Annotated in this window: 20 protein-coding genes; 13 read left to right on the plus strand and 7 right to left on the minus strand. The window is 30.2% G+C overall.

The genetic code is table 11. The features are described from left to right. Positions 1 to 283: 283 nt before the first annotated feature. The 4 genes from IC175_RS07325 (at position 284) to IC175_RS07340 (ending at position 2,088) form a co-directional block, all read left to right on the plus strand. The gene (locus IC175_RS07325; protein WP_227836357.1) at positions 284 to 655 is read left to right on the plus strand and encodes a DUF2089 domain-containing protein; all 372 of its coding nucleotides are present in this window, start codon (positions 284 to 286) and stop codon (positions 653 to 655) included. Positions 656 to 755: 100 nt separating this feature from the next. Continuing rightward, positions 756 to 1,178 carry an SHOCT-like domain-containing protein gene (locus IC175_RS07330; RefSeq protein ID WP_227851367.1) on the plus strand — a complete coding sequence of 141 codons (423 nt, stop codon included), beginning with the start codon at positions 756 to 758 and terminating at the stop codon, positions 1,176 to 1,178. A gap of 18 nt (positions 1,179 to 1,196) precedes the next feature. Further along, complete coding sequence (locus IC175_RS07335) at positions 1,197 to 1,460, plus strand: hypothetical protein (RefSeq protein WP_227836358.1); 264 nt, start codon at positions 1,197 to 1,199, stop codon at positions 1,458 to 1,460. A gap of 163 nt (positions 1,461 to 1,623) precedes the next feature. Next, positions 1,624 to 2,088: a VOC family protein gene (locus IC175_RS07340; RefSeq protein WP_227483374.1), complete on the plus strand. Its 465-nt coding sequence runs from the start codon at positions 1,624 to 1,626 to the stop codon at positions 2,086 to 2,088. A gap of 438 nt (positions 2,089 to 2,526) precedes the next feature. Here the strand turns inward: IC175_RS07340 and IC175_RS07345 are convergent, their stop codons facing one another. Together IC175_RS07345 and IC175_RS07350 are read right to left on the minus strand one after the other, a co-directional pair. After that, positions 2,527 to 3,219: a FadR/GntR family transcriptional regulator gene (locus tag IC175_RS07345; protein WP_227435378.1), complete on the minus strand. Its 693-nt coding sequence runs from the start codon at positions 3,217 to 3,219 to the stop codon at positions 2,527 to 2,529. A gap of 24 nt (positions 3,220 to 3,243) precedes the next feature. Continuing rightward, a complete protein-coding gene (locus IC175_RS07350; protein WP_227435376.1) occupies positions 3,244 to 4,431 on the minus strand; it encodes an MFS transporter in 1,188 nt (395 codons plus the stop codon). 341 nt (positions 4,432 to 4,772) lie between these two features. Between IC175_RS07350 and IC175_RS07355 the strand changes: the two genes are divergently transcribed. The 5 genes from IC175_RS07355 (at position 4,773) to IC175_RS07375 (ending at position 10,584) form a co-directional block, all read left to right on the plus strand. Beyond that, positions 4,773 to 6,644: a beta-glucoside-specific PTS transporter subunit IIABC gene (locus IC175_RS07355; RefSeq protein ID WP_227836359.1), complete on the plus strand. Its 1,872-nt coding sequence runs from the start codon at positions 4,773 to 4,775 to the stop codon at positions 6,642 to 6,644. 85 nt (positions 6,645 to 6,729) lie between these two features. After that, positions 6,730 to 8,136 carry a glycoside hydrolase family 1 protein gene (locus tag IC175_RS07360; RefSeq protein WP_227836360.1) on the plus strand — a complete coding sequence of 469 codons (1,407 nt, stop codon included), beginning with the start codon at positions 6,730 to 6,732 and terminating at the stop codon, positions 8,134 to 8,136. 24 nt (positions 8,137 to 8,160) lie between these two features. Beyond that, positions 8,161 to 9,009, plus strand: coding sequence for a PRD domain-containing protein (locus IC175_RS07365; protein ID WP_227483371.1), 849 nt, complete (start codon positions 8,161 to 8,163; stop codon positions 9,007 to 9,009). 426 nt (positions 9,010 to 9,435) lie between these two features. Continuing rightward, entirely contained in the window at positions 9,436 to 9,915 is a 480-nt protein-coding gene (locus tag IC175_RS07370; RefSeq protein WP_227851368.1) for a GyrI-like domain-containing protein, read from the plus strand. A 312-nt stretch (positions 9,916 to 10,227) separates the two neighbouring features. Then, on the plus strand, positions 10,228 to 10,584 hold the full coding sequence (locus IC175_RS07375; RefSeq protein ID WP_227435351.1) for a VOC family protein: 357 nt from the start codon (positions 10,228 to 10,230) through the stop codon (positions 10,582 to 10,584). Positions 10,585 to 10,788: 204 nt separating this feature from the next. Here IC175_RS07375 and IC175_RS07380 read toward each other — a convergent pair whose 3' ends face one another. Then, on the minus strand, positions 10,789 to 12,111 hold the full coding sequence (locus IC175_RS07380; RefSeq protein ID WP_227851369.1) for an MATE family efflux transporter: 1,323 nt from the start codon (positions 12,109 to 12,111) through the stop codon (positions 10,789 to 10,791). Between the two features lie 120 nt (positions 12,112 to 12,231). On the opposite strand from IC175_RS07380, the gene IC175_RS07385 reads away from it, so the two are divergent. The 4 genes from IC175_RS07385 to IC175_RS19620 all read left to right on the plus strand — a co-directional run bounded on the left by IC175_RS07385 (position 12,232) and on the right by IC175_RS19620 (position 17,082). Beyond that, positions 12,232 to 13,125: a LysR family transcriptional regulator gene (locus IC175_RS07385; RefSeq protein ID WP_227851370.1), complete on the plus strand. Its 894-nt coding sequence runs from the start codon at positions 12,232 to 12,234 to the stop codon at positions 13,123 to 13,125. Between the two features lie 341 nt (positions 13,126 to 13,466). Continuing rightward, the gene (locus IC175_RS07390) at positions 13,467 to 14,321 is read left to right on the plus strand and encodes a helix-turn-helix transcriptional regulator (RefSeq protein ID WP_227435346.1); all 855 of its coding nucleotides are present in this window, start codon (positions 13,467 to 13,469) and stop codon (positions 14,319 to 14,321) included. Between the two features lie 251 nt (positions 14,322 to 14,572). Continuing rightward, positions 14,573 to 16,690: a UvrD-helicase domain-containing protein gene (locus IC175_RS07395; RefSeq protein WP_227851371.1), complete on the plus strand. Its 2,118-nt coding sequence runs from the start codon at positions 14,573 to 14,575 to the stop codon at positions 16,688 to 16,690. Between the two features lie 89 nt (positions 16,691 to 16,779). Beyond that, the gene (locus IC175_RS19620) at positions 16,780 to 17,082 is read left to right on the plus strand and encodes a DUF4368 domain-containing protein (protein WP_413926643.1); all 303 of its coding nucleotides are present in this window, start codon (positions 16,780 to 16,782) and stop codon (positions 17,080 to 17,082) included. Here the strand turns inward: IC175_RS19620 and IC175_RS07405 are convergent. From IC175_RS07405 to IC175_RS07420, 4 genes are all read right to left on the minus strand, one after another. Then, on the minus strand, positions 17,066 to 17,419 hold the full coding sequence (locus tag IC175_RS07405) for a hypothetical protein (RefSeq protein ID WP_227851372.1): 354 nt from the start codon (positions 17,417 to 17,419) through the stop codon (positions 17,066 to 17,068). The two genes, IC175_RS19620 and IC175_RS07405, sit on opposite strands and share 17 nt — an antisense overlap. 59 nt (positions 17,420 to 17,478) lie before the next feature. Beyond that, entirely contained in the window at positions 17,479 to 18,264 is a 786-nt protein-coding gene (locus IC175_RS07410; protein ID WP_227851373.1) for a type II CAAX endopeptidase family protein, read from the minus strand. 56 nt (positions 18,265 to 18,320) lie between these two features. Then, positions 18,321 to 18,986: a TetR/AcrR family transcriptional regulator gene (locus IC175_RS07415; protein ID WP_227831723.1), complete on the minus strand. Its 666-nt coding sequence runs from the start codon at positions 18,984 to 18,986 to the stop codon at positions 18,321 to 18,323. Between the two features lie 571 nt (positions 18,987 to 19,557). Further along, positions 19,558 to 21,801, minus strand: a complete 2,244-nt coding sequence (locus tag IC175_RS07420; protein WP_227851374.1) for an excinuclease ABC subunit UvrA — start codon at positions 21,799 to 21,801, stop codon at positions 19,558 to 19,560. Between the last annotated feature and the right edge of the window lie 310 nt (positions 21,802 to 22,111).

A 22,111-nucleotide genomic window follows, 5' to 3' on the forward strand; every position in this document is an offset into this window, starting at 1 on the left:
ATGTTTCATCTTAAATATAGGTGTTAGTAAAATGGTGGCTCTGAAATAAAATCAAAGTAGCCATTTTCTAATGTGTATTTAAAACATATTATCAATGATACAAAAATTAATCGAAAATGAATAGTTCCTCGATTGGTACATCTACTATTCTTGATATATCTATTGCTGATTTTAGATATGTATTAATTATTTTAATATAAATATTAATTATTTTAATGTATATATTGACTTTATTAATTTTTTGATTTATATTATAAACATTAGATAGAAAGAAGGTGATGTGATGTATCAAGTTATCAGCCGCTGTCCTGTCTGCGGAAGAAAACTTAAAGTTGTCAAGCTACAATGTGAAAACTGTGATACAGTGATTGAAAATGATTTCTGCCTCAGTGCATTTGACTATCTATCTGCAGATGATTTATTCTTTGCAGAAACATTTTTAAAATGTCGTGGTAATATAAAAGAAGTGGAAAAAGAACTAAAGATTTCTTATCCAACTGTTCGTTCTAGGTTAGATGATATTATCCAAAAACTAGACGGAAAATTTAATGTGACATCTTCTTCTGATTCACATAAAAAGGAGATTTTAGATGCACTGGAAAAAGGAGAAATCACTCCAGCAGAGGCATTAGAACAAATAAAAGAAAATAAATGAAGCTCTATCTCTATTTCTGACAGTAGTTAGGAGTAGTGACCAAAATATGAGGCTATTTCTGTTGGAATGGATACAGAAGAGCAGAAATGAGGAAAATAATATGGATGAAAAAATGAGGATTTTAACAATGGTAGAGGAGGGAAAGCTTTCTGCCAAAGAGGCAATTGACTTGATTGATGCATTAGATAAAACTACATCTCAAGAGGAGTATACGAATTATTCAGAAGACTTTGATAGTCAAGCTTTTACTAAACAAAGCAGTACTTCATATGAAAATAAGATGTTGAAGATTATTGTGGACACTCCAGATGGTGATAAAGTAAATGTGCAACTTCCTGTAAAGATTATACGTCAAGTGTTGAAAATGACAGGTAAGTTGCCAATTAAGAGTGAAGATTTGCAAGGTATAGACCTAGATGCTCTTACTACCTCTATTCTTGAATGTCTGGATAATGAAACACTTGGCAATATCATAGAGGTTGACTCTGCTGATGGCACTACAGTTAAAGTTTTTATAAAATAATACTAGGAGAATAGGTTTATGCGCATTATTGTCCGCTCAAAAGAAACAAATTTGTGGCTACCCATACCATTGTTTCTAGCAAATACTGCAGTTCTTTTGTTGCCAGAATCGGTTATTGAAGAGATTAAAAAATCACTTCCAGAGCCATATCAGGAAGTCATTAACAAAAAATTTCTACAGGAACTCGTTCGAAAATGTCAGTCTGTTCTTAAGCAGTACAAGGGACTTGAGATTGTTCATGTGGAAACTCAGGATGGCACTTTTGTATCCATTCGCTTATAAAGTAGTGTTTATTTTGTATATTACTATTATTTAGAGAACTTACATTTACTGAGAACACTTATATTTATTGACTTAAAAATGACGAAAACATGTCCGTTTTTTACAATATTTTTTTCTAGTACTAATGTTATAATCTATTTACTAATGTTGATGGAGGTAACTTATGAAATATGCAGGTTGTTTATTTGCAGTAAAAGATATTCAAATTGCTCGTAAATTCTATGAAGAATTATTTGATTTAAAAGTTATTGTTGACTATGGAAAAAACATTGTATTTGAGGGTGGATTGTCATTGCAACAAGATTTTGATTGGTTGACAGGAATCTCGAAAGAAGATATGAAAGACAAAGAGAATAATTGTGAAATATTCTTTGAAGCAGAGTCTTTTGAAGAGTTTCTATCAAAACTAAATGTAAGAAATGATGTTACTTTACTTCGTGATGTAGAAGAAGCACCATGGGGGCAAAAGGTAGTTCGAATTTATGACTTGGATAATCATTTAATTGAAATAGGTGAGTCTATGAAATCAGTAGTTAATAGATTCCAAGAACAAGGTATGAATCTTACAGAAGTGGCGACGAGAATGGATATAACTATTGATGATGTTAATCAAATTTTACAAGGCTAAATTATGGCTGATTAAGTAAATCTCAATATCAAATTAAGTACGTTTGAATATCAAACTAAGTAATTCTAAATATCAAAATATAAAACAGTAAATTCTCATGATTTACTGTTTTTTATATGCATAATTAAAAAAATGATATGATAATCATTAAAAATACCTAAACTAGGAAAAAAGAAGGCTACCAAATAATGCTTTATAATTGTTTATATTACAGTCAATTTTATTTTTAAGTAACGATTATATACAATCTAATATTAATTATAATACTTAATAAAATAATCTATGAATAGTAAAACAGAGCTTATTTGGACACTATATTTAGTAGTATATTAAAATAAGCTCTTTATAGTACATATTATAAATATTTAGTTCTCATAAGTCTGAACTATTAGACCTATAATTCTCACGAGTTTAACTATAAGACCTACAAATAGAAGTTTAATCACGCTGAAATAACTGAATAACTCCCTCTAAATGGTTATACATTGATGTATAACCCAAATTAGCATCTTTACTATCAAAAGCCATCATTATCTCATTGTGATGACTAATCATATCTTGTAGTGAATTTCTATATTTAAAGCCAAAGTGTTGATTAGAAGACACAGTTTTAGGTATTAATTCATAATACTTTATAAAAATTGGATTATGAGAAGCTAAAATTATTTCTTTGTGAAATTGCAGGTCAGCGTCATAACATTCTTCTATTAAGCCTTGTGAAACTTTGTCTAGTTCTTCTACAGATTTCAAGTAAGCATATCTTATTCTCTGAAGTTCTTCAGAAGTAGCATTTAAAATGGCTAACTTAGTAGCTTCACTTTCTATAAGTTGTCTTGCTCTTAAAGATTCAACGTAAAATTCTTGTATATTATGATTTTTATAAACTTCATTATCAGAAAAAAGGTCAACTTTTTTAAATCCTTCAACTATGGGGCTTGAATAGGGAATAGACCTAAGTATTCCTTCTTTACAAAGTTTGTCTATAGCATTCCTTACAGGAATTCTACTTATATTAAATAGTTCAGCAATCTTTCTTTCACTTGGCAATTTACTATTAATTTTAAAATTTCCATTTAGAATATTTACTTTAATATAATCAATAATTTGTTCAGTGGCACTTAAATTTGTCATAAAAACTCCTAAACATATAATTTTTTATGAGTGTATTATATCACAATTAAGAGGTAAATTTAATTTTTTATAGTATGTATAAGATAATATGGAAGCAATTATAGCAATAAAAGCTAAAGTAAAATAACCATATTGTATTGAAATATAATCTGATATTTTACCCACTAGCATTGGAAATATAGACATTCCTATAGCATAAACTGCTTGAAAAAATCCCATTGCAGTAGATTTTTGATATTTTGGTATATTTTTCATAGACTCACTAGTAAGGTAAGAAAGAAGTATACCTGTAGATATTCCTGGTAACGATTGTAGCATAAATATTATATTAATACTTTTTACTGTTGGAACTAGAAAGCAATAAACTGAAATCAAAAAAAACACTGAGGGAATCCAAAATTTTGGTCCATGCTTTGTACAAAATTTAGTAGAAGCAAATCCAGAAGATACAACAGCACATACCATGTAAAATATAGAAGATAAGCCTATAATGGTAGAGCTAGAGCCTAGTTCTTTAAGAATTTGAGTAGTAAATGACATTGTTGTAGACATTTGGATTCCTTGTTGAATCAATGCCATAAAAGAAAAAAATACAAGTCTTTTGTCTTTGCATATAGATAAATAATTTTTAAATGGGATTTTTTCGGTTATTTTTCCTGAGTGATGATTTTTTACATTTAAGGCTAGAAGTGTACCAATGATTGAAGATATTACACTCATAATACACAAATTTACCATTCCTAATTTTTCATAAAATAAGGTACTCATGACAAATCCAATTAACATTCCTAGGTTGTTTACCAAAATTATTGTACTTGTAGCTTTTTGTTGATGTTCTATGGAAAAAAAATCAGTGTAGTGAACCATGTAAGAAATCCAAGTTGATGATGCTATTCCAGATAAGATATTAGCTATAAGAAATCCTTCTCCTCCAGGAGAAATAACTCTTATAAGAGATGCCAAACCAGCAAATAAAATTCCACATAGTATAAATATTTTATGTTTGTTTATAGAATCTGCAAAAACCCCAATAGGAAGTCTTAGTAAGCATTGTGAGATTCCATATGAGCCTATTATTATACCAATCATGTTTGTAGATACGTGACATATACTTAAATATGGATTTTGAAAAGGTATGTATACGTATTGTGAAAACCAGAAAAATACAACAATAGAGAGTAAAAGTAATTTTTGATTAAATATTTTTTTCATATTATCCTCCGAATGGTATGTTTATAATGGAAATAATATACCATTTTGTTTAGTAAATCAAGTATTTTAAAATTTTAAAAATAAATTTCGATATAACAATAAGAATTATTTGTTGAAAAATTATATTTTATAGTTGAATTAAGAAAACGCTTATGTTACTATAAAGTTAACAAATTTGAATATTACAGTAGACGTGTTACTGGTGATGCAGGCAAGATCGAATCAATTTTTATAGGTTACCTATATAGTACTATGGGTATAATCTATTTATTTGGTTCGATTTTTTTGTTTAATTGGCCATAAAAACAAAAAGCCTATAATTAAAGATGGAGGATTTATATATGGATTATAAAAAAGTAGCTCAAGAAATTCTACAAAATGTAGGTGGAAAAGAGAATATAAATGAAGTTACTCACTGTATGACGAGACTTAGATTCAAAGTTAAAATTACCTCTAAGGTTAATAAGGATAAGTTAGCCAGAACTGAAGGAGTAATAACTGTTGTAGAGAGTATGGGTCAGATACAAGTTGTAATTGGTAATAAAGTAAAAAAAGTGTATGATGAGATTGTAAAAATGGTACCTCAATCAAGTGAAATAGATAATAAAAATGGAAATGAAGAAAAACAAGGTATCATGAACTCTATATTATCTGCTGTAGCTGGAATATTTACACCTACAATACCTGCTATAGCAGGGGTTGGTATGATTAAAGGTATTTTATCAGTTCTTGCTATGTACTATATGAATAAAAATGGTGTAGATATAAAAGAGACTCAAAGTTATATTATTCTAAATGCTATGGCTGATTCTATATTCTATTTTATGCCTATCATACTAGGATATACTGCGGCTAAAGTGTTTAATGCAAATAAAATAATATCTATGGTATTAGGGGCAACACTTTGTTATCCAGCCTTTACAGCTTTGATGGCAGGGGAAGAAACAGTTAGATTTTTAGGATTAGCAGTAACAAAGGCCACATATACATCATCTGTTATTCCAATAATTATTGCTATATGGGCTCTTTCATATGTTGAAAAAATACTGGAAAAGTATATACCTGAAGTAATTAAAATAATAATGGTTCCAACTTTATCATTAGTTATAATCTTACCTGCAACATTGTTTTTATTTGGACCAATTGGGATATATATAGGAAATGTTATAAACTTTGTTTACAAGTATATTTATGAACTAAGCCCTGCATTGTGTGGAGCATTCATAGGTGGATTATGGTGCGTATTAGTTATATTTGGTGCACATAGAGCACTACTACCAATAGGTATAAGTGATGTTGCTCAAACTGGAAGACAGAATTTATTGGCTTTTGCAGGAGCCGCAAACTTCTCGCAAGCAGGAGCTGCTCTAGGGGTATTCTTTAAAACTAAAAATCAAGGATTAAAGACAATCTCTATGTCTGCAACTATAACGGCACTATTTGGTATAACTGAGCCTGCAATATATGGAGCTAATCTTAGGTTAAAAAAACCAATGGTATGTGCTGTAATATGTGGTGCAATTGGAGGTGGCATAATGGGAATGGGTGGCTCTTATGGTAACGCATTCGCAAACCAAGGTGTTTTAACTATACCTGTATATGCTGAAGCAGGAACGTTAGGTTTTTTAAGTTATCTAGGAGGTTGTGCTATAGCATTTTTTGGTTCAGCTATTTTAACTTATCTGGTTGGGTTTGAAGATTTAGAAGAATCTTCTAAAGGAAATAGCTCTACTATAAAAGTAGAAACAAAAGAGGGCATTGTTGATATAACTTCACCTGTGGAAGGAGATTGTATAGAATTATCAGAAGTAAAAGATGATGTATTTGCATCAAAAGCTATGGGAGAAGGTATAGCTGTATTACCTACAAAAGGAGTAATAGTAGCTCCTACTGATTGTGAAGTAGCTTCTTTATTTCCAACACTACATGCAATAGGATTAAAGCTAGATAATGGAGCAGAAATGTTGATACATGTTGGAATTAATACAGTAGAGTTAAATGGAAAACACTTTGTAAAACATGTTAATCAAGGAGATTTAGTGAAAAAAGGTTCTAAACTGATAACCTTCGATATAGATGAAATAAAAAAAGCTGGATATGATGTAACTACACCAGTTATAGTAAATAATACATTTGATTTTGCACAGGTGATTTCTTGTAAATCCAGTCATGTATCTACAAATGATAAAATAATTTCATTAGTTAATAATTAAATTGATTAGAACTATAAAAATTAGCTTAGTGCAATAAAGCAACAAATAAAACGATTAAAACATTAATATAAAAGGAGTGACACTTATGAATACAGGATTTCCAAAAGATTTTTTATGGGGAGCATCATCTTCAGCATTTCAAGTGGAAGGAGCTTGGGATAAAGATAATAAAGGAAAAACAGTGGCTGATTACAATTCTTTTAAAAAGTCTCACTTGCAAGCAGACACTAAAGTAGCATCAGATTTTTATCATAATTATGAAGAAGATATTGAACTGATGAAAGAATTAGGAATGAAAACTTATCGTTTCTCAATTTCATGGGCAAGGCTAATTCCAGATGGGGAAGGAGAAATAAACCAAAAGGGAATAGATTTTTATAATAAAGTAATAGATAAATTAATAGAGTGTGACATTGAGCCATTTGTAACTTTATATCACTTTGACCTACCTTTTGCACTAGTGGAGAAGTATAATGGTTGGGAAGGTAGAGAGACTGTTTATGCCTTTGAAAGATTTGCCAAAGTATGCTTTGAGCATTTTGGAGATAGAGTGAAATATTGGCAACCTCATAATGAACAGAATTTAATAGTTAGAGTAGAAGAGAGAATTAATATATATAATGAAACAGACCCATGGAAGATAGATAAAATGCGTGCTCAAATGGATTATAATCTTTGTTTAGCCCATGCATTGGCAGTTAATGCATGCCATGAAATGATAGAAGGAAGCAAGATTGGAGCAGCAGTATCATCATCTGTAACATATCCTCTTACATCTAAACCAGAAGATGTATATGCAGCAAGAATGAATGACAACTTTAAAGTGTACTACATGCTTGATATGCATTATTATGGAGAGTATCCAGGGTATTATATGAATTATCTTGAGAAAAGAAATATAGTCCCTCATATGGAAAATGAAGATAAAGAAGTACTTAAAAAAGCTAAAATGGATTTCATAGCTGTAAATTATTATAGAACAAACTGTGCAGAGGCCTTACCTGAGGATTCACAACATCAATTTGGACTAAGAGAAGGAACCGTTGACTTTAGTATGTATGGATTATTTAAGATGTCAATGAATCCTAATCTAAAGGCTTCAGAGTATGGAGCATCAATAGATTCATCAGGACTTAGAGTTGCATTGAATGAATATTGGCAAAGGTATCACTTACCTGTTATAATAACGGAGAATGGTCTTGGAGCTAAAGATGTCCTTGAAGATGGTAAAATTCATGATGACTATCGTATAGATTATTTAAATACTCATATAAATGCATGTAAATTAGCTATTGAAGATGGTGTAGAAATGATGGGATATTGTCTATGGTCATTTACAGACCTTTTAAGTTCTTCACAAGGTTTCAACAAACGTTATGGGCTTGTTTACATAAACAGAACAGACCATGAAACCTTAGATTTAAAAAGAATAAAGAAAGATAGTTTTTATTGGTATAAAGAAGTCATAAATAGTAATGGAATAACAAAATAAATATAATATATTGAGGTTTTTAGTATGTACATTACAAAGGTATTAAATAATTCGTTGCTACTTGCAAAGGATGATAATGACGAAGAGATAATATTAATGGGAAAAGGAATTGGTCATAATTATAAGATTGGGTCTGAGTTAAATAAAGAAGATATAGAAAAAACTTTCGTTCTTCATGATGAAAATATAAAAAAGAGTATTGTACAACTTGCATCAGAAATAGATGCAGAATACTTTGGTATAGCTCAAATGATAATCTCATATGGAATAGAAAAGTATAATTTAAAACTTATGAACCATATATACTTGGTTTTAACTGACCACATCGCCTTTGCAGTGAGACGCTTTAAAGAAGGTATAATGATTGAGAATTACTATTTGTTTGAAATTAAAGAATTTAATCCAAAAGAATATGATATAGGAAAATATGCGATTACTGTTTTTAAGGAGGTTCTTGGTCTAGACCTACCAGAAGAGGAAATTGGTAATATAGCAGGCCATTTTATAAATGCACAACAAGACAATCCTTATAGTGATAGAAATAAGAGAAGTGCTAAAATTGTGAATGCCATTTTACAAATAGTTCATTATCACTTTTCTATTGTATATAATAAAGAATCATTTTATTATATGAGATTTGTAATGCATCTAAAGGCTTTTTCTCAAAGATTTCTGGCTAATGAACCATCAAAAGAAAAGATAGATTTTATATATAATCAAGTGCGTAAAAATTGTAAGGAAGAATATGAATGTGTAAAGAAAATAGGAGCCTATATACACAAGGAATACTCTAGAAAATTGCCTCGTCAGGAGGAATTATATTTAATGATTCATATTCATAAGATTCTAGGGGAGCTAGATGAAAACTGTTAAAATGTTTTAGTATATTAGTAACTTGATAATAAAAATAAGATTTAGTTAAATTTAAATAGTAGAATTATTTTAAGAGATAGCTATTAAACTATCTCTTAATTTTATGTAAAAAATGACTCTAAAAGTAGTAACCTAGAAAATATGTTTAATTCTAATGTTATTTATATATTAGAAGAACTACAAGATTAATATTGATTTTCTTTATGCATTTCAAGGATGAATACTAGTGATTTATAATAAGCAGTACTATTTCTTATTTGAGTTATTCATTATTTTCAATCCATTTGTATTTACTCAAAATAAGAGCACTGTGTGACAAGCATCATAATATTGGTTTTGTTATACTGTTAATATAAAGATGCAACTAAGAATAAAAACTACGAAACAGAGGCTAAGAAATAAAAATAAAGTAATGGAGGATATGAAATGGCTAGAATATCTAATATAACGATGGCTGAACAGCCTTCGTATTGCATTTTAGCAATACGAAAAACTATTGACTTTATGGTAGAATTTTCAGAGTTTTCACAGCAAAGTTTTCGAAAAATTTCCAACTATTTGGAAGAAAAGGGAATATTGTCTGCAGGAGCACCAATTGTATGCTTTCATAACATGGACTTAGAAAAATTAGATGTTGAAGTAGGTTTTCCTGTAGCTAATCATTCTGTATTTAATAATATGGATACAGAAAATGAAATTTTGCAAAAGATTGTTCCAACACAGAAAATAATAACTGCAATTGATTTAGGACCATATGAACTGCAAGACCCTACACTTGAAGAATTATTTTTGTGGGCGAAGGATAGTGGATATGAACTTTATGGAGATATCTATTATCAGTACTTGAATGATTTAAATCGTCCTGAAAGTGAGTATCTCACTAAAATGATGTTACCTATTCTATAAATAACAAAACAGAATAGAAATTCTGTGGATACATAGGTTTAGCTGTAATAAAAAACAAGTTAACTACCATTTTACTATGAATGGTAGTTAACTTGTTTTTTATATGGATTGTTTATGATATGACAGATTGAATTGTTACTTAATGAGTGACTAATAGACGTTTTTATTGAAAGTTACTACCTGTTATGTGATAATAAGGACTTGTTAGGGTAATTATTATAGTTGTGGTTTAATGATTGAGATATTATCATAATATTTGCAAAATGATATAATCGAGAAGAAACAAGACAGATAAATAAAGGAGTAAATAATATGAAGATATATGATGTATTAACACGTTTTTATATTAAGGATATAGAAAATGCAATTCCTTTTTATGAAAATCTTTTAAAAGATAAATGTTCTTTACGTTTTTCTTATAAAGAAGTGGGGTTAGAGTTGGCTCAAGTAGGAAATGTTTTGCTGTTATCTGGTTCTGATACTGCTCTTAAGCCATTTATAGAAACGAAAGCTACTTTTATGGTTGATTCTGTGGATGAATGGAGAAGTCATCTGCTACAAAGTGGAGCAGTAGTAATAAGAGATAAGAAAAAAGTTCCTACAGGATATAATATGACAGTAAAACATCCAGATGGTACAATTATAGAGTATGTTCAGCATACAAAATAAAATTAGCTCAAAATATGGGATTAACTCAAACACAGGATTAACTTTAAAATAGAGTTATTAATAAATAGCTTAGGGTAATATATTATATACTCAAAAGTTTAATTTGTTAATCTTAACTCTGATATATTATAAATTAGATTAATATGTATCAAAATAAAAAAAGTTATTTACATAAAAGGTGAACTTTGGATAGAGTTCACCTTTCTATTTTTTTGACCTACAAAAAATAATATACTGAAATGTCACAACAGAAACCCATCCTATGCCAGTAGCAAATGCAATTGTCTTTAAACCAAATTGTTGAATAAACAAATAAGAAATAATAACACGAATTGATATATGTAAGACGGTTCCAATTACAGGAATATTTACTTTTCCACTTCCTCTATACCATCCAACAAATGCACTTCCTATAAAACATAAAACATAGAAAATAGCGATAGTTTTCATGTACTCTATGCCATTTACCATAATTCTATCATTGGCATTATTCATCATAAATTTAATACCAGCCTTAGCAGAAAAATACATTATCAAAGATAGCCCAATTCCTAGACACAATAGGATAATCAATCCTGTATAAAATCCTTGCTTTGCTCTTTTTCTATTTTCATTTCCAAGATTTTGTGCGACAAATATAGAGATAGCCTCAGCACCACTATCACCAAAAGAATTAGCAAAGCCTTCAATTTTTGTTGTAGCAGTGTATGCTGTAATCATGTCTGCTCCCATTAGATTTACAGCTCCCTGTACTAGTAATTTTCCAATATATAAACTGGATTGATGAAGAGCTGAAATTAGACTATAGGATAGAGTTAATCTTAATAATTTCCATTCAAACTTCATATCTTCCTTTCTAAACAAAAGAAATGGAATGTTTTTTCTTATATAAATAAAACAAAGAATTGATGCAAGAGTCTGTGAAAGTACAGTTGCAGAAGCTGCTCCTTGGATTCCAAAATCACATACTGCAACAAAAACTATATCCAAAACAGTATTTATTATCATTGAAAGCATTAAGATAATTAGGGTAGCTTTAGTATTCCCAACAGCTCTCAAGGCTGCTGATAATAAATTATAAAAATATGTTGCGATAAGTCCACAAAAAATAATATTTAGGTATGGTATCGCGATATTTGAAACTTCTTGTGGTGTATGAATTAGATTTAGTAATGGAGAAAGTATAAATATTGAACATATACTTAATCCTAAAGTTAATGTAATGCCAAAGATAGTTGCTAGAAAAGATTCTTTTCTAAATGAAGATAAATCACTAGCTCCATAAAAATGTGCAAATATAATTGATATACCTGTACAACTTCCACTTAGTACAAATATAAAAAGGTTCATAATAGTTCCAGCTACACCTACAGCAGCAAAAGCAGTTTGACTTACAAACCTACCAACTATAATAGCATCAATAGTATTGTAAAGTTGTTGGAGTATATTTCCTAAAAGTAATGGGAACATGAGTATGACCAACTCTTTCTTTATGTAACCTTCTGTTAAGTTAGTTGTATATTTCATAATGGCACCTCGTTAAATTTTAAGATACAATTAGTTTACAGTCAGATTAAATAATTGTAAAATGCTGTTTTTATCCATATAATATAAATAAATATTTATATTATGAATTGGGGTAAGATTATGACAGAACTTGAGATACAAGCTTTTTTGACTATTATAAAGCTGGGAAGCATTTCTGCTGCTGCTGAAAGTTTATATGTTACTCAGCCAGCTTTAAGTAGACGCATACATGCATTAGAAGCTGAATTGGGATACAAATTAATTAATCGAAAAAAGGGAGTACGAATATCAGAGTTGACAGAAGAAGGGAAGGCATTTGTTCCAATTGCAGAAAAATATAAAACTCTCTTACAAGAAGCTAAGTATATAACTAAGATTGATAGAAGTAAAATTATAAATATATCCTCTATAGGAAGTATTAGCTCATACATACTTCCAGATGTATTTTCCTGTTTTATGAATACATATCCAGAGTATAATGTAAATTTTTATAACTATCATTCTTATGAAGCATATGATTATGTTTCCAAGGGGGAAGTTGATATAGCTCTTATTTCAGATGATATGTTTTTTAATGACATAGAAACAATACCAATATTTAAAGAAGCCATGTTACTGGTAACAAGTTATGGCTCAAAATACAATGGAGAATTGCATCCATCTGTTTTAGATGTTGCCGATGAAATAAGACTTCCATGGAATCCTGAATATGATTTGTGGCATAATTTTTGGTTTCGTTCAACTCTTCAACCTAAAGTATTTTTAGACCAAATGTCTCTTTTAGAGTATTTTATGAGACAAGAAAATGTATGGGCCATTGTGCCAGTATCAGTAGCATATCACCTTAAAGAAATATCTAATATCGAGATACATTACATAAAAGATGCTCCACCAGATAGGTTTATTTATTATTTAGTTAAAGAATCTAATAAACAGGAAATAATAGATAAATTTTTAGATTTATTAAACGAAAAACTATTGAAAATTAAAGGGTTGGAGTCTTTAATTAAATAATAGAAGAGAAGATGGTAAATCTTAAAGTTAAAAGTTTATTTAGAGTTAAATAAATTAAGTGTATATTTAAAAATAAAGAAATATTTATATAAAGAAGAGTATTTCAAGAGAATATTAAGAATCTCAAATGAAATACTCTATTTTTCTTTTTTAATGATTATATTATATGAAAAAATGTATATTATTAAGTTAGAAATATGTAAGAAAATTGAAAAATAGGTTACAAGATGAGATAAACATATAAAAAATAATTTTCACATTATAAAAAATAGCAAGATTTATTAAATATGACTAAGAAGTAATTGATATAATGTCTCATGGATAAAAGGAGGAGAGCTGCAATGTTTTATAAAGTAAATAATGTTATAACTGCTATTGATTATATAGAGGAGCATTTATCAGAAAAGCTGGATTTAGATATAGTTGCTAATGCTGTTCATTATTCAAAATATCATCTACATAGAACTTTTACAACTTCTGTTGGGTTGACAATGCATGATTATATAAAACGAAGAAAACTCACAGAGGCAGCAAAACTATTAGTATTTTCTAAAAAAACAATTATTGAAATTGCATTGATAGCTGGCTATGAAAGTCAACAAGCATTTACTTCTGTATTTAAAGATATGTATAAAAAATCTCCAAATAAATATCGAAAAGAACAAGAATTTTATCCTTTGCAGCTAAGATTTGTTTTGAAAAAAGAAAATCTATTTTCAAAAGATATATCGGAATTAGAAAAAGATATTACACTTGCTAAAATATCTGATATACCATCATGGATGAGTTTAGTGAGATTAGTCATAGATGGATTCCCAAATTTACAGGAGGAAGAATATATCTCTCAATTAAAACAATATATTTTGGAAGAAAGAGCCTTGATATTAAAATTTAATAACATTGCTATTGCAAATATGGTATTTAATAAAGAAACTGGGAGCATTGACTTTTTTGGAATACACCCTCAATATCGTAATTCAGATATTGCACAGGTGTTTCTAAAAAAGGTTATTGAGAATTTTTTGATAGATAAATCTATCTCAATCACAACTTTTAGAGAAGGAGATAAAGCTGATACAGGACATCGGAATATGATAAAGAAGTTAGGTTTTGCAGAAGCTGAATTATTGACTGAATTTGGGTATCCTACTCAAAAATTTATTCTGTCTTCTGAAAATGAAAAAGACACTGAATAGTACTAATAATCTATTGTATTAAAAAATAATTTTACATTTTTAGGTGTATTTATTTTGCTGTCCATGTTTCTCATAACTTTGATTATAAATATAAGAAAATGTATTTTTTATTTAAAAAGAAATATAAATTTTGAGGCTGAAATTTAAAACAAAAACTAAATTTGAATCAAAGAGCAAGAATGATTAAAAAATATAAAATTCAATTCAGTATAATGATTTAAGATAATACTTAATTGGCAAGGAGGATTCAAATGTCTAAAAATCAGCAATTAGAAAGTTGTAATTCTATTACATCCAATCCTAAACATAATATATCTGGGCAAGAGATGGAGTTAGCAACATCTTTTCCAGATGAGATTGCATATCTTATAGATATAAATAATAAGCTGGATAATGCTTTGGAGAATGCAGAAAATTCAGTTGATAAACTAGATAAAGATTACATGGATGCTAAATTATATATGGTAAAAAATCGTGGAGAGATAGACCCACATGAAATGTTCCAAAATGAACTGGCACTAAAGCAAATAGATAGTTATGGGGCTTTTATGGTAAAAGTTCGAGACAAGATTGCTAAAATGAAAGATTCGCCATATTTTGCTAGGATAGATTTTCAACTAAAAGATGAAGGTTATGATTCAAAGTATTATATTGGTCGATTTGCATTTGATTATGAAAATGAACTTCTAATACTAGATTGGCGTTCTCCAATGGCCAGTATGTTTTATGACTGTGAGATAGGACCAGCAGGGTATAATGCACCACTTGGATGGATAGATGGAGAAATAACACGTAAACGACAGTTTAAAATTAAAAATGGAATACTGGAGTATGTACTTGAAAGTTCTATGAATATACAAGATGATATTCTTCAACAGGAACTTAGTAATACTTCAGATGAAAAGATGAAATCCATTATTTCAACAATACAAAAAGAGCAGAATCAAATTATTAGAAATGACAAGGCTGACACCCTCATTATTCAAGGAGTAGCTGGTTCTGGAAAAACATCTATAGCCTTACATCGAATTGCTTTTCTTCTTTATCGATTTAAAGATAAGATATCAGCAAATAATGTAATTATTCTATCACCTAATAAAGTCTTTGGTGACTATATTTCTAATGTACTTCCTGAACTAGGAGAAGAGCCTCTATGTGAATTAAGTTTTGAAGATATAGCAGAAGTTCAATTAGAGAGGATTATTGATTTTGAGGGAGAAAAAGATTCTCTGGAAGTAAATGATGTACAATGGGAAAAAAGAGTGCGTTTCAAGTCTACACTTGATTTTTTAAAGCTTATGGATAAATATATAAAGCAAATGCCAAATATGGTCTTTATTCCTAAAGATTACACTTTTGGAGGTTTTATAGCTAAAAGTGACTGGATACGAAAAAGATTTGATGCATACAATAAATATCCAGTTAAGCGAAGACTGGAGATGGTAGCAGAAGATATTCATTATAGATTTGAATCAGATAATATTATGGAAGATGACTTACCAAAAGTAAAAAATATACTGAAAAGTTTAAATAGAATGCTAACAATAAAAAATACTCTAGTACTGTATAAGGACTTCTTCAAACAGATGAATATTCAAGATATGTTTGTAATGCCATCAAAGAATACTCTTGAGTGGGCAGATGTGTATCCATTTATATATCTTCATGCTGCATATGAGGGATTACAAGAAGACAAAGTGATAAGACACATTGTTATTGATGAGATGCAGGATTACACTCCTATTCAATATGCTGTAATAAACTTACTTTTCAAATGTAAAAAAACTATTCTTGGAGATTTTGGACAACTAATCAACCCTAATCATTTACATACATTAGATGACATGGTACAGATTTATGATGGTGGAGAGTTAGTAATGTTAAACAAGAGTTATCGTTCTACTTTTGAGATTATTAATTTTGCCAAGAAAATTCAAAATATAACTTCGCTGGAGGCTATTGAAAGACATGGTGAGGAGCCTGTTGTGATTAAATGCAGTAACGAACCAGATGAGATAGAGAAGATAAAAATGGAGATTGAGCAGTTTGAGGAAAGCAACAATGCTACCCTTGGTATTATACTAAAAACCAACAGCGAGGCTAAAGCAATATATGATGTTATTAAGCAAGAATATGATGTTAATTTAATATCTCCTGAAAGTTCTAGTTTTATAAAAGGTGTATCAATTACTTCTATTAAAATGTCAAAGGGGCTAGAGTTTGATGAAGTTGTTATTCCTTCAGTAAATAATAAAACATATTACAATGATTACGATCGTAGTTTATTATATATTGCTTGTACACGGGCTATGCATAAACTTAAGCTTACATACACTGGAAATTTAACACAGTTGATAGAACTTAATTGAGATATATAATTTACATTGTAAAGATTGATTTTTCTAACTTATTATGAGGTATAACACCTTGCCACTCAATTACTTGAAAATCTGATTTTATGTGCTTTTCCGCTTGTGCTCTTAATGGGGAGCTTATTGACCTCATTGACAAATACAAAAACTTTGAAACCATGACAACAACTATGCTTAATGAGTTTGTTGAAAAAATCCTTGTTGTGCATGAGCGTTACCGCAAGGGTAGCCAAGAAGGTAGTCCTCCAATCCGAGGATATGGCTGGCTAAGGGCGTATATGCCCTTACCAGAAGTTTATCAAGGCAGGAACCCGTGTCGCCATTATTTGAAAGAAACTGGGGTAGCATTTACGCTTCTCCAGTTTCATCAATTTATTTTATCGTGTTAATAAGTTTTTTCGTTGATATTATATCTGTTTGAATAATTTGTGCACTGTGCTTGACGTTGCAAATAATATATGTAGGTAAGTCTTGGGATTTCAAAATTTCTATTTGCTTTGAAGTACCTATATTGCTTTTTTCAAGATATTCTAATCGTTTTGTAAGAATATCAACTGATTCTTTTCTATCTAAGAATTTAATAAAAAAAATAGTAATCATAAAAGGAACAAGGTTATAATTAAAATTTTGAATAAATGATACAAGTGTACCTTTCAACTCAATATAATCTGTCATAGAAAGCAAATAAACGGTTTTGTCAGGTATATTTGCATTTTCTTTAGCCATATGAACTCCTTACAGTTCAGCAAACTTGCGTTTCGATATGAGGCATTGTATCTTCTGAGTTACTTCCAAGACAAATTCATCTGTATGTAAGCAATCATAGCTAAAATAACTTGGAGACCTAGAAGCACAATTGACTTTGCTTGTATTGGCTGGATAAGAAGGTCCATTGTGAATAGACCACCAATCGCATTGCACCACGCATGAAAACACACACAGATTAGGACACTTCCAGCCAGCCTGTATAAGACTGCCAACATAAAAGACATCGCGATACACCAACACAAAAACGAGATGAAGTTCATGGAGGATTGGTTTGCGTTCTGTAGCAACCAGAGCGGAAGATGCCAAATGGCCCATATCACGCCTGTGAGAAGACATGCAGCAAAAAAAGGGAGTTTTTGCTCTAATGCTGGCTGCAAAAAACCGCGCCAGCCAAGCTCTTCCAATCCGCCTCCTATAATCATGAATGGAAACATAAGGAGTATCGTATACCAAGGCTTTCCTAGATATCGATTGCAAAGGATATTGATCACAATCTGGCTGGCAAAGAAAATAGCAACAATCAGGGCGCGAGAGCCGGATAGATGATTGGTTCTGACGATACGGCCACAAAGTTCTTTAATCCCATGAATCTGTTCACTTTTTTTAAGAAGAATCGTAACAGCATAAGCTGGAGCAAATCCAATTGAGAAACCAACTAGTAAGTAGTATACGACAGTTCCAATCGGTCCTGCAAACCATTCAAGCCGTTCGCCTATTATGACGATTGTTGTAGCACTCCATGCAATTAAAAATACAAGCAATAAGTATTGTAGTATGGGTTTTTTCTCATAATAATTCCACATCAGCATAACCTCCTCATTGTAAATAAACTATGGACTCATTCTTGTTGTCCTTATTTTCAGACAGGCTGGTTACTGCTTCCCAACATGAAAAGGACAGATGTACACAGGCTGAACAGTAATCCATCCGTATTCAACTGAATATATTGCATAGCAGGGTAGCACCTTGTTAGAATCAAGTCCCTTTCGATTCCGCTGAGACATACTGTAATAAAAGAATATATTTCATCTAACGTCTGTTTAGGAGAGAAATAGCCTTTTTGTATTTGCTCTTCAATATATTGATATGCTTGCGTTTGTAAATAATCGCTATGGGATGCAACCTTCACATTTGCCCGAAACCTCTGATAATATTGCTGGTCGCTGGCAAGCGTAGAAAGCATTTCATTTAAAATCTTACCGTACCCAGTGATGCCAATCATAATCGCATCAAAATATAGCGAAAACAGCTGCTTTACAACATCTTCTGGAGAATGTCCTGAGTGCAGTATTTCATCAACTTTAGCAGACACGTCAATAATTGATGTGTCTCTGTTAATGAGGGCAAATAGGATATCCTCCAAATTAGTAAAATAACGATATACAAGCCCGTGACTAAAGCCTGTTTTCTCAATAATATCTTTCATTTTAACTGTATATACTGGCTTGGACATGCAAACATCAAATGCAGCATCCAGTATCTGATCCCGTTTTTCCTCCAAATACTGTTCATTTACTTTTGGCATTACATAAACCTCCCTTAAAATGACTTTATCGTCATTATTATATGATATACTATACTCTCTTTTCTATGTCATGTCAATGTTAAAATGACGAATGTGTCATTTTAATATTGTGGATGTGGTCCAGTCAATCGCAGGCAACATAGCTGTTAATAAAACTGCGGCTGGTATCAGGTAGAACGAAGTGGGAATAGGAACCGAAAACGACGTGAAGACAAATGATTGTGTGGTAAAGTAAGTCGGAACATGAAGCTTAGCACTAATTAAAGCAATGTATCCGCTACTATATCAAGGAGGAGGCACTTTAAACTACGCCAGCACTGGATAAAACGATTTTTCCCTTGTTGATTTCTGATAGGGGAAATACTGAGATTTTGTTAATCATTTTGTTAATTCTATAGATTAAAGTGTCTTCTATAGAATTAACAAAATATCAGAAGTACTATTTGAGGTAATTAGAACTGTACAAGCCATAAATAAAATATATAATTATGTGTATTTTTATTCCATACTTTAATAGATATTTTTTAAAATAAAAAGCATTTTTTCTGTAGTTTTATTTACACCATTGTTCTTATTTTTTTATTGATTTTCTAAGAAAGTCTGATGTTATAGTATTACCTTTTTTTAACATTTCTGATGGAGTACCTTCAAATACTACCTGACCACCATTTTTACCACCATCAGGTCCAATATCTATCACCCAATCTGCTTGCTTTAAAACATCTAAATTATGTTCAATGATAATAATTGTATTACCTATGTCTACTATTCTTTCAAAAATCAACATAAGCTTGTCAATGTCAGACATATGAAGACCAGTAGTTGGTTCATCTAGAATATATATAGTACCTCTTTTATTAAGATTTTTTGCTAGTTTAATTCTTTGACATTCTCCGCCAGATAGTGTACTAAGTGGCTGACCTAAAGTCATATAAGATAATCCAACATCTTTCATAGTTTGTAATATTTTACAAAGTTTCTTTTCCGTAAAGAATTCAAGTGATTCATCTACTGTCATGGAAAGAACTTCAACTATATTTTTACCCTTATACAATTTTGACAGGACTTCTTCATTATATCGAGTACCTCTACAAGCTTCACATATATTAATAACAGGGTCCATAAATACCAGTTCTGTAACAAGTACTCCTTTTCCATTACAAATAGGACAAGCCCCTTTAGAATTAAAGCTGAATAAACTTTCACCAACATTATTTTCTTTAGCAAAAAGTTTTCTTATTTCATCAAAAAAACCAAGAAATGTAGCTGGCATAGAGCGATTTGTAGTCGTGATAGGGTTTTGGTCAATTTTAATAACATCTTTTTCATATTTTTTTGCAAAAATACTAGAAATCAAAGTACTTTTTCCAGAACCAGCAACTCCAGTAACAACTGTCATGATTCCAACCGGTATATCTATATCAACATTTTTTAGATTATACAAACAAGCTCCTCTAATGGGAAGAAAGTTTTTTGGTTTACGAGTATTAGATTTTAGAGATAATGACAAATTCATAGCTTTTGAAGTAAGTGTATTTGCTAGAAGTAATTCATTATAGGTACCTTGAAATATAATATTTCCCCCATGTTTACCAGCATTTGGACCAATATCTATAATCTCATCTGCTATAGATATGACATCTTTATCATGTTCTACCACCAGAACTGTATTTCCTCTGTCTCTAAGTCTTTTTAATAATTGATTCATACGATGTACATCTCTTGGGTGCATTCCAGTGCTGGGTTCATCAAAAATATAGGTTAGACCTGTGAGGCTACTTCCCATATAGCGTACAAGTTTTAATCTCTGAGCTTCTCCTCCAGATAGAGAAGTTGATTCTCTATTTAGATGTAAATAAGGAAGTCCAATATCAATCATTCTTTTCAAGCCATCAGTAAGAGTATCTACAACAGTTTCAACTCTATCATCATTTATTTGAGAGAGTAAATTGTAAAGTTCAGTAAATTCCATATTACTCATATCTGCTATAGAATACCCTAAAATAGTGCAGTTAAGAGCATCTTTATTTAATCTTTTTCCATGACATTCAGGACATTCCTCATCAGTTATAAGTCTTTCTGACTTTTCTTTGGTGTGTTTGCTCATATTGCTAATATCTCGATTTAGATATGTTTGATTGTATTTATTAAAAATACCTTCAACTTTTGAATTTTCAGGTTTGCTTTTTCCATCTTTTGAGCCATATAGCAATAAATTATATTCCTCCATAGAATAATCCTTCAGAGGTTTATCTAAATCAAATAGTCCAGATTCAGTATACTGTTTCCAATACCATGAATTAGGTTTAAATAGAGAGTCATTTACACAACCTGAATTCCATGAATTTTCAGGATTTAGAATAGACTCAATATTAATCGCTTTGACTCTACCAATTCCAGAACAGTTTTTACACATACCATTTGGGTCATTAAACGAAAAATATGATGTTGTTCCTATATATGGTTTGCCAATTCTAGAAAATAATAATCTTAGTGAAGAATACAAATCGCTTATAGTTCCTACTGTAGAACGTGCATTGCCACCAAGAGGAGACTGGTCTACGATTACAGAAGCAGTTAAATTATCAATCAGTTCTACATGAGGTTTTTTGTATTTTGGAAGTCGACCTCTAATAAATGCTGAATATGTTTCATTCATTTGTCTTTGTGATTCTGCCGCAATTGTGTCAAATACAATACTTGATTTTCCAGAGCCAGAAACTCCAGAAAAGACAATGATTTTGTTTTTTGGAAGTTTAAGTGAGATGTTTTTTAAATTATTATGTGTAAGTCCCTTTATTATGATATCTGACATAAATACTAAGCCCTTTCTTTATATATTTTAGTAGCATAATTATATTATGTAGTTATATTATAATAAGATTAAAATTTATTTTCATGATATATTCTGCTATATTACAGATATTATTTTTAAATTTACTTACAGTGTAAACAGTATTAATTAGTATGCTACATATAAAAACAAAACTCCTATTATAAAACTTATTTAGAATTTAGTAAAAATGAGCTAGTTTAAAAGATTTAAATAACTTGACTTTTAAAACTTACTATTGTAATATTTAAAATATTACAATAGTAAGTTTTAAGTGTATACTCAGACATAA

Source organism: Clostridioides sp. ES-S-0123-01, from assembly GCF_020658415.1.
In the GTDB taxonomy this organism is placed as follows: domain Bacteria; phylum Bacillota; class Clostridia; order Peptostreptococcales; family Peptostreptococcaceae; genus Clostridioides.

What these genes read in the sequence shown, in the direction of transcription:
- IC175_RS07325 (WP_227836357.1), top strand. Translation starts at nt 284, where the DNA reads ATGTATCAAGTTATCAGCCGCTGTCCTGTCTGCGGAAGAAAACTTAAA.
- IC175_RS07395 (WP_227851371.1), top strand. Translation starts at nt 14,573, where the DNA reads ATGTCTAAAAATCAGCAATTAGAAAGTTGTAATTCTATTACATCCAAT.
- IC175_RS07365 (WP_227483371.1), top strand. Translation starts at nt 8,161, where the DNA reads ATGTACATTACAAAGGTATTAAATAATTCGTTGCTACTTGCAAAGGAT.
- IC175_RS07350 (WP_227435376.1), bottom strand. Translation starts at nt 4,431, where the DNA reads ATGAAAAAAATATTTAATCAAAAATTACTTTTACTCTCTATTGTTGTA.
- IC175_RS07420 (WP_227851374.1), bottom strand. Translation starts at nt 21,801, where the DNA reads ATGTCAGATATCATAATAAAGGGACTTACACATAATAATTTAAAAAAC.
- IC175_RS07370 (WP_227851368.1), top strand. Translation starts at nt 9,436, where the DNA reads ATGGCTAGAATATCTAATATAACGATGGCTGAACAGCCTTCGTATTGC.
- IC175_RS07405 (WP_227851372.1), bottom strand. Translation starts at nt 17,419, where the DNA reads ATGGCTAAAGAAAATGCAAATATACCTGACAAAACCGTTTATTTGCTT.
- IC175_RS07340 (WP_227483374.1), top strand. Translation starts at nt 1,624, where the DNA reads ATGAAATATGCAGGTTGTTTATTTGCAGTAAAAGATATTCAAATTGCT.
- IC175_RS07355 (WP_227836359.1), top strand. Translation starts at nt 4,773, where the DNA reads ATGGATTATAAAAAAGTAGCTCAAGAAATTCTACAAAATGTAGGTGGA.
- IC175_RS07375 (WP_227435351.1), top strand. Translation starts at nt 10,228, where the DNA reads ATGAAGATATATGATGTATTAACACGTTTTTATATTAAGGATATAGAA.
- IC175_RS07410 (WP_227851373.1), bottom strand. Translation starts at nt 18,264, where the DNA reads ATGTGGAATTATTATGAGAAAAAACCCATACTACAATACTTATTGCTT.
- IC175_RS07335 (WP_227836358.1), top strand. Translation starts at nt 1,197, where the DNA reads ATGCGCATTATTGTCCGCTCAAAAGAAACAAATTTGTGGCTACCCATA.
- IC175_RS07345 (WP_227435378.1), bottom strand. Translation starts at nt 3,219, where the DNA reads ATGACAAATTTAAGTGCCACTGAACAAATTATTGATTATATTAAAGTA.
- IC175_RS07415 (WP_227831723.1), bottom strand. Translation starts at nt 18,986, where the DNA reads ATGCCAAAAGTAAATGAACAGTATTTGGAGGAAAAACGGGATCAGATA.
- IC175_RS07330 (WP_227851367.1), top strand. Translation starts at nt 756, where the DNA reads ATGGATGAAAAAATGAGGATTTTAACAATGGTAGAGGAGGGAAAGCTT.
- IC175_RS07380 (WP_227851369.1), bottom strand. Translation starts at nt 12,111, where the DNA reads ATGAAATATACAACTAACTTAACAGAAGGTTACATAAAGAAAGAGTTG.
- IC175_RS07390 (WP_227435346.1), top strand. Translation starts at nt 13,467, where the DNA reads ATGTTTTATAAAGTAAATAATGTTATAACTGCTATTGATTATATAGAG.
- IC175_RS07360 (WP_227836360.1), top strand. Translation starts at nt 6,730, where the DNA reads ATGAATACAGGATTTCCAAAAGATTTTTTATGGGGAGCATCATCTTCA.
- IC175_RS19620 (WP_413926643.1), top strand. Translation starts at nt 16,780, where the DNA reads ATGTGCTTTTCCGCTTGTGCTCTTAATGGGGAGCTTATTGACCTCATT.
- IC175_RS07385 (WP_227851370.1), top strand. Translation starts at nt 12,232, where the DNA reads ATGACAGAACTTGAGATACAAGCTTTTTTGACTATTATAAAGCTGGGA.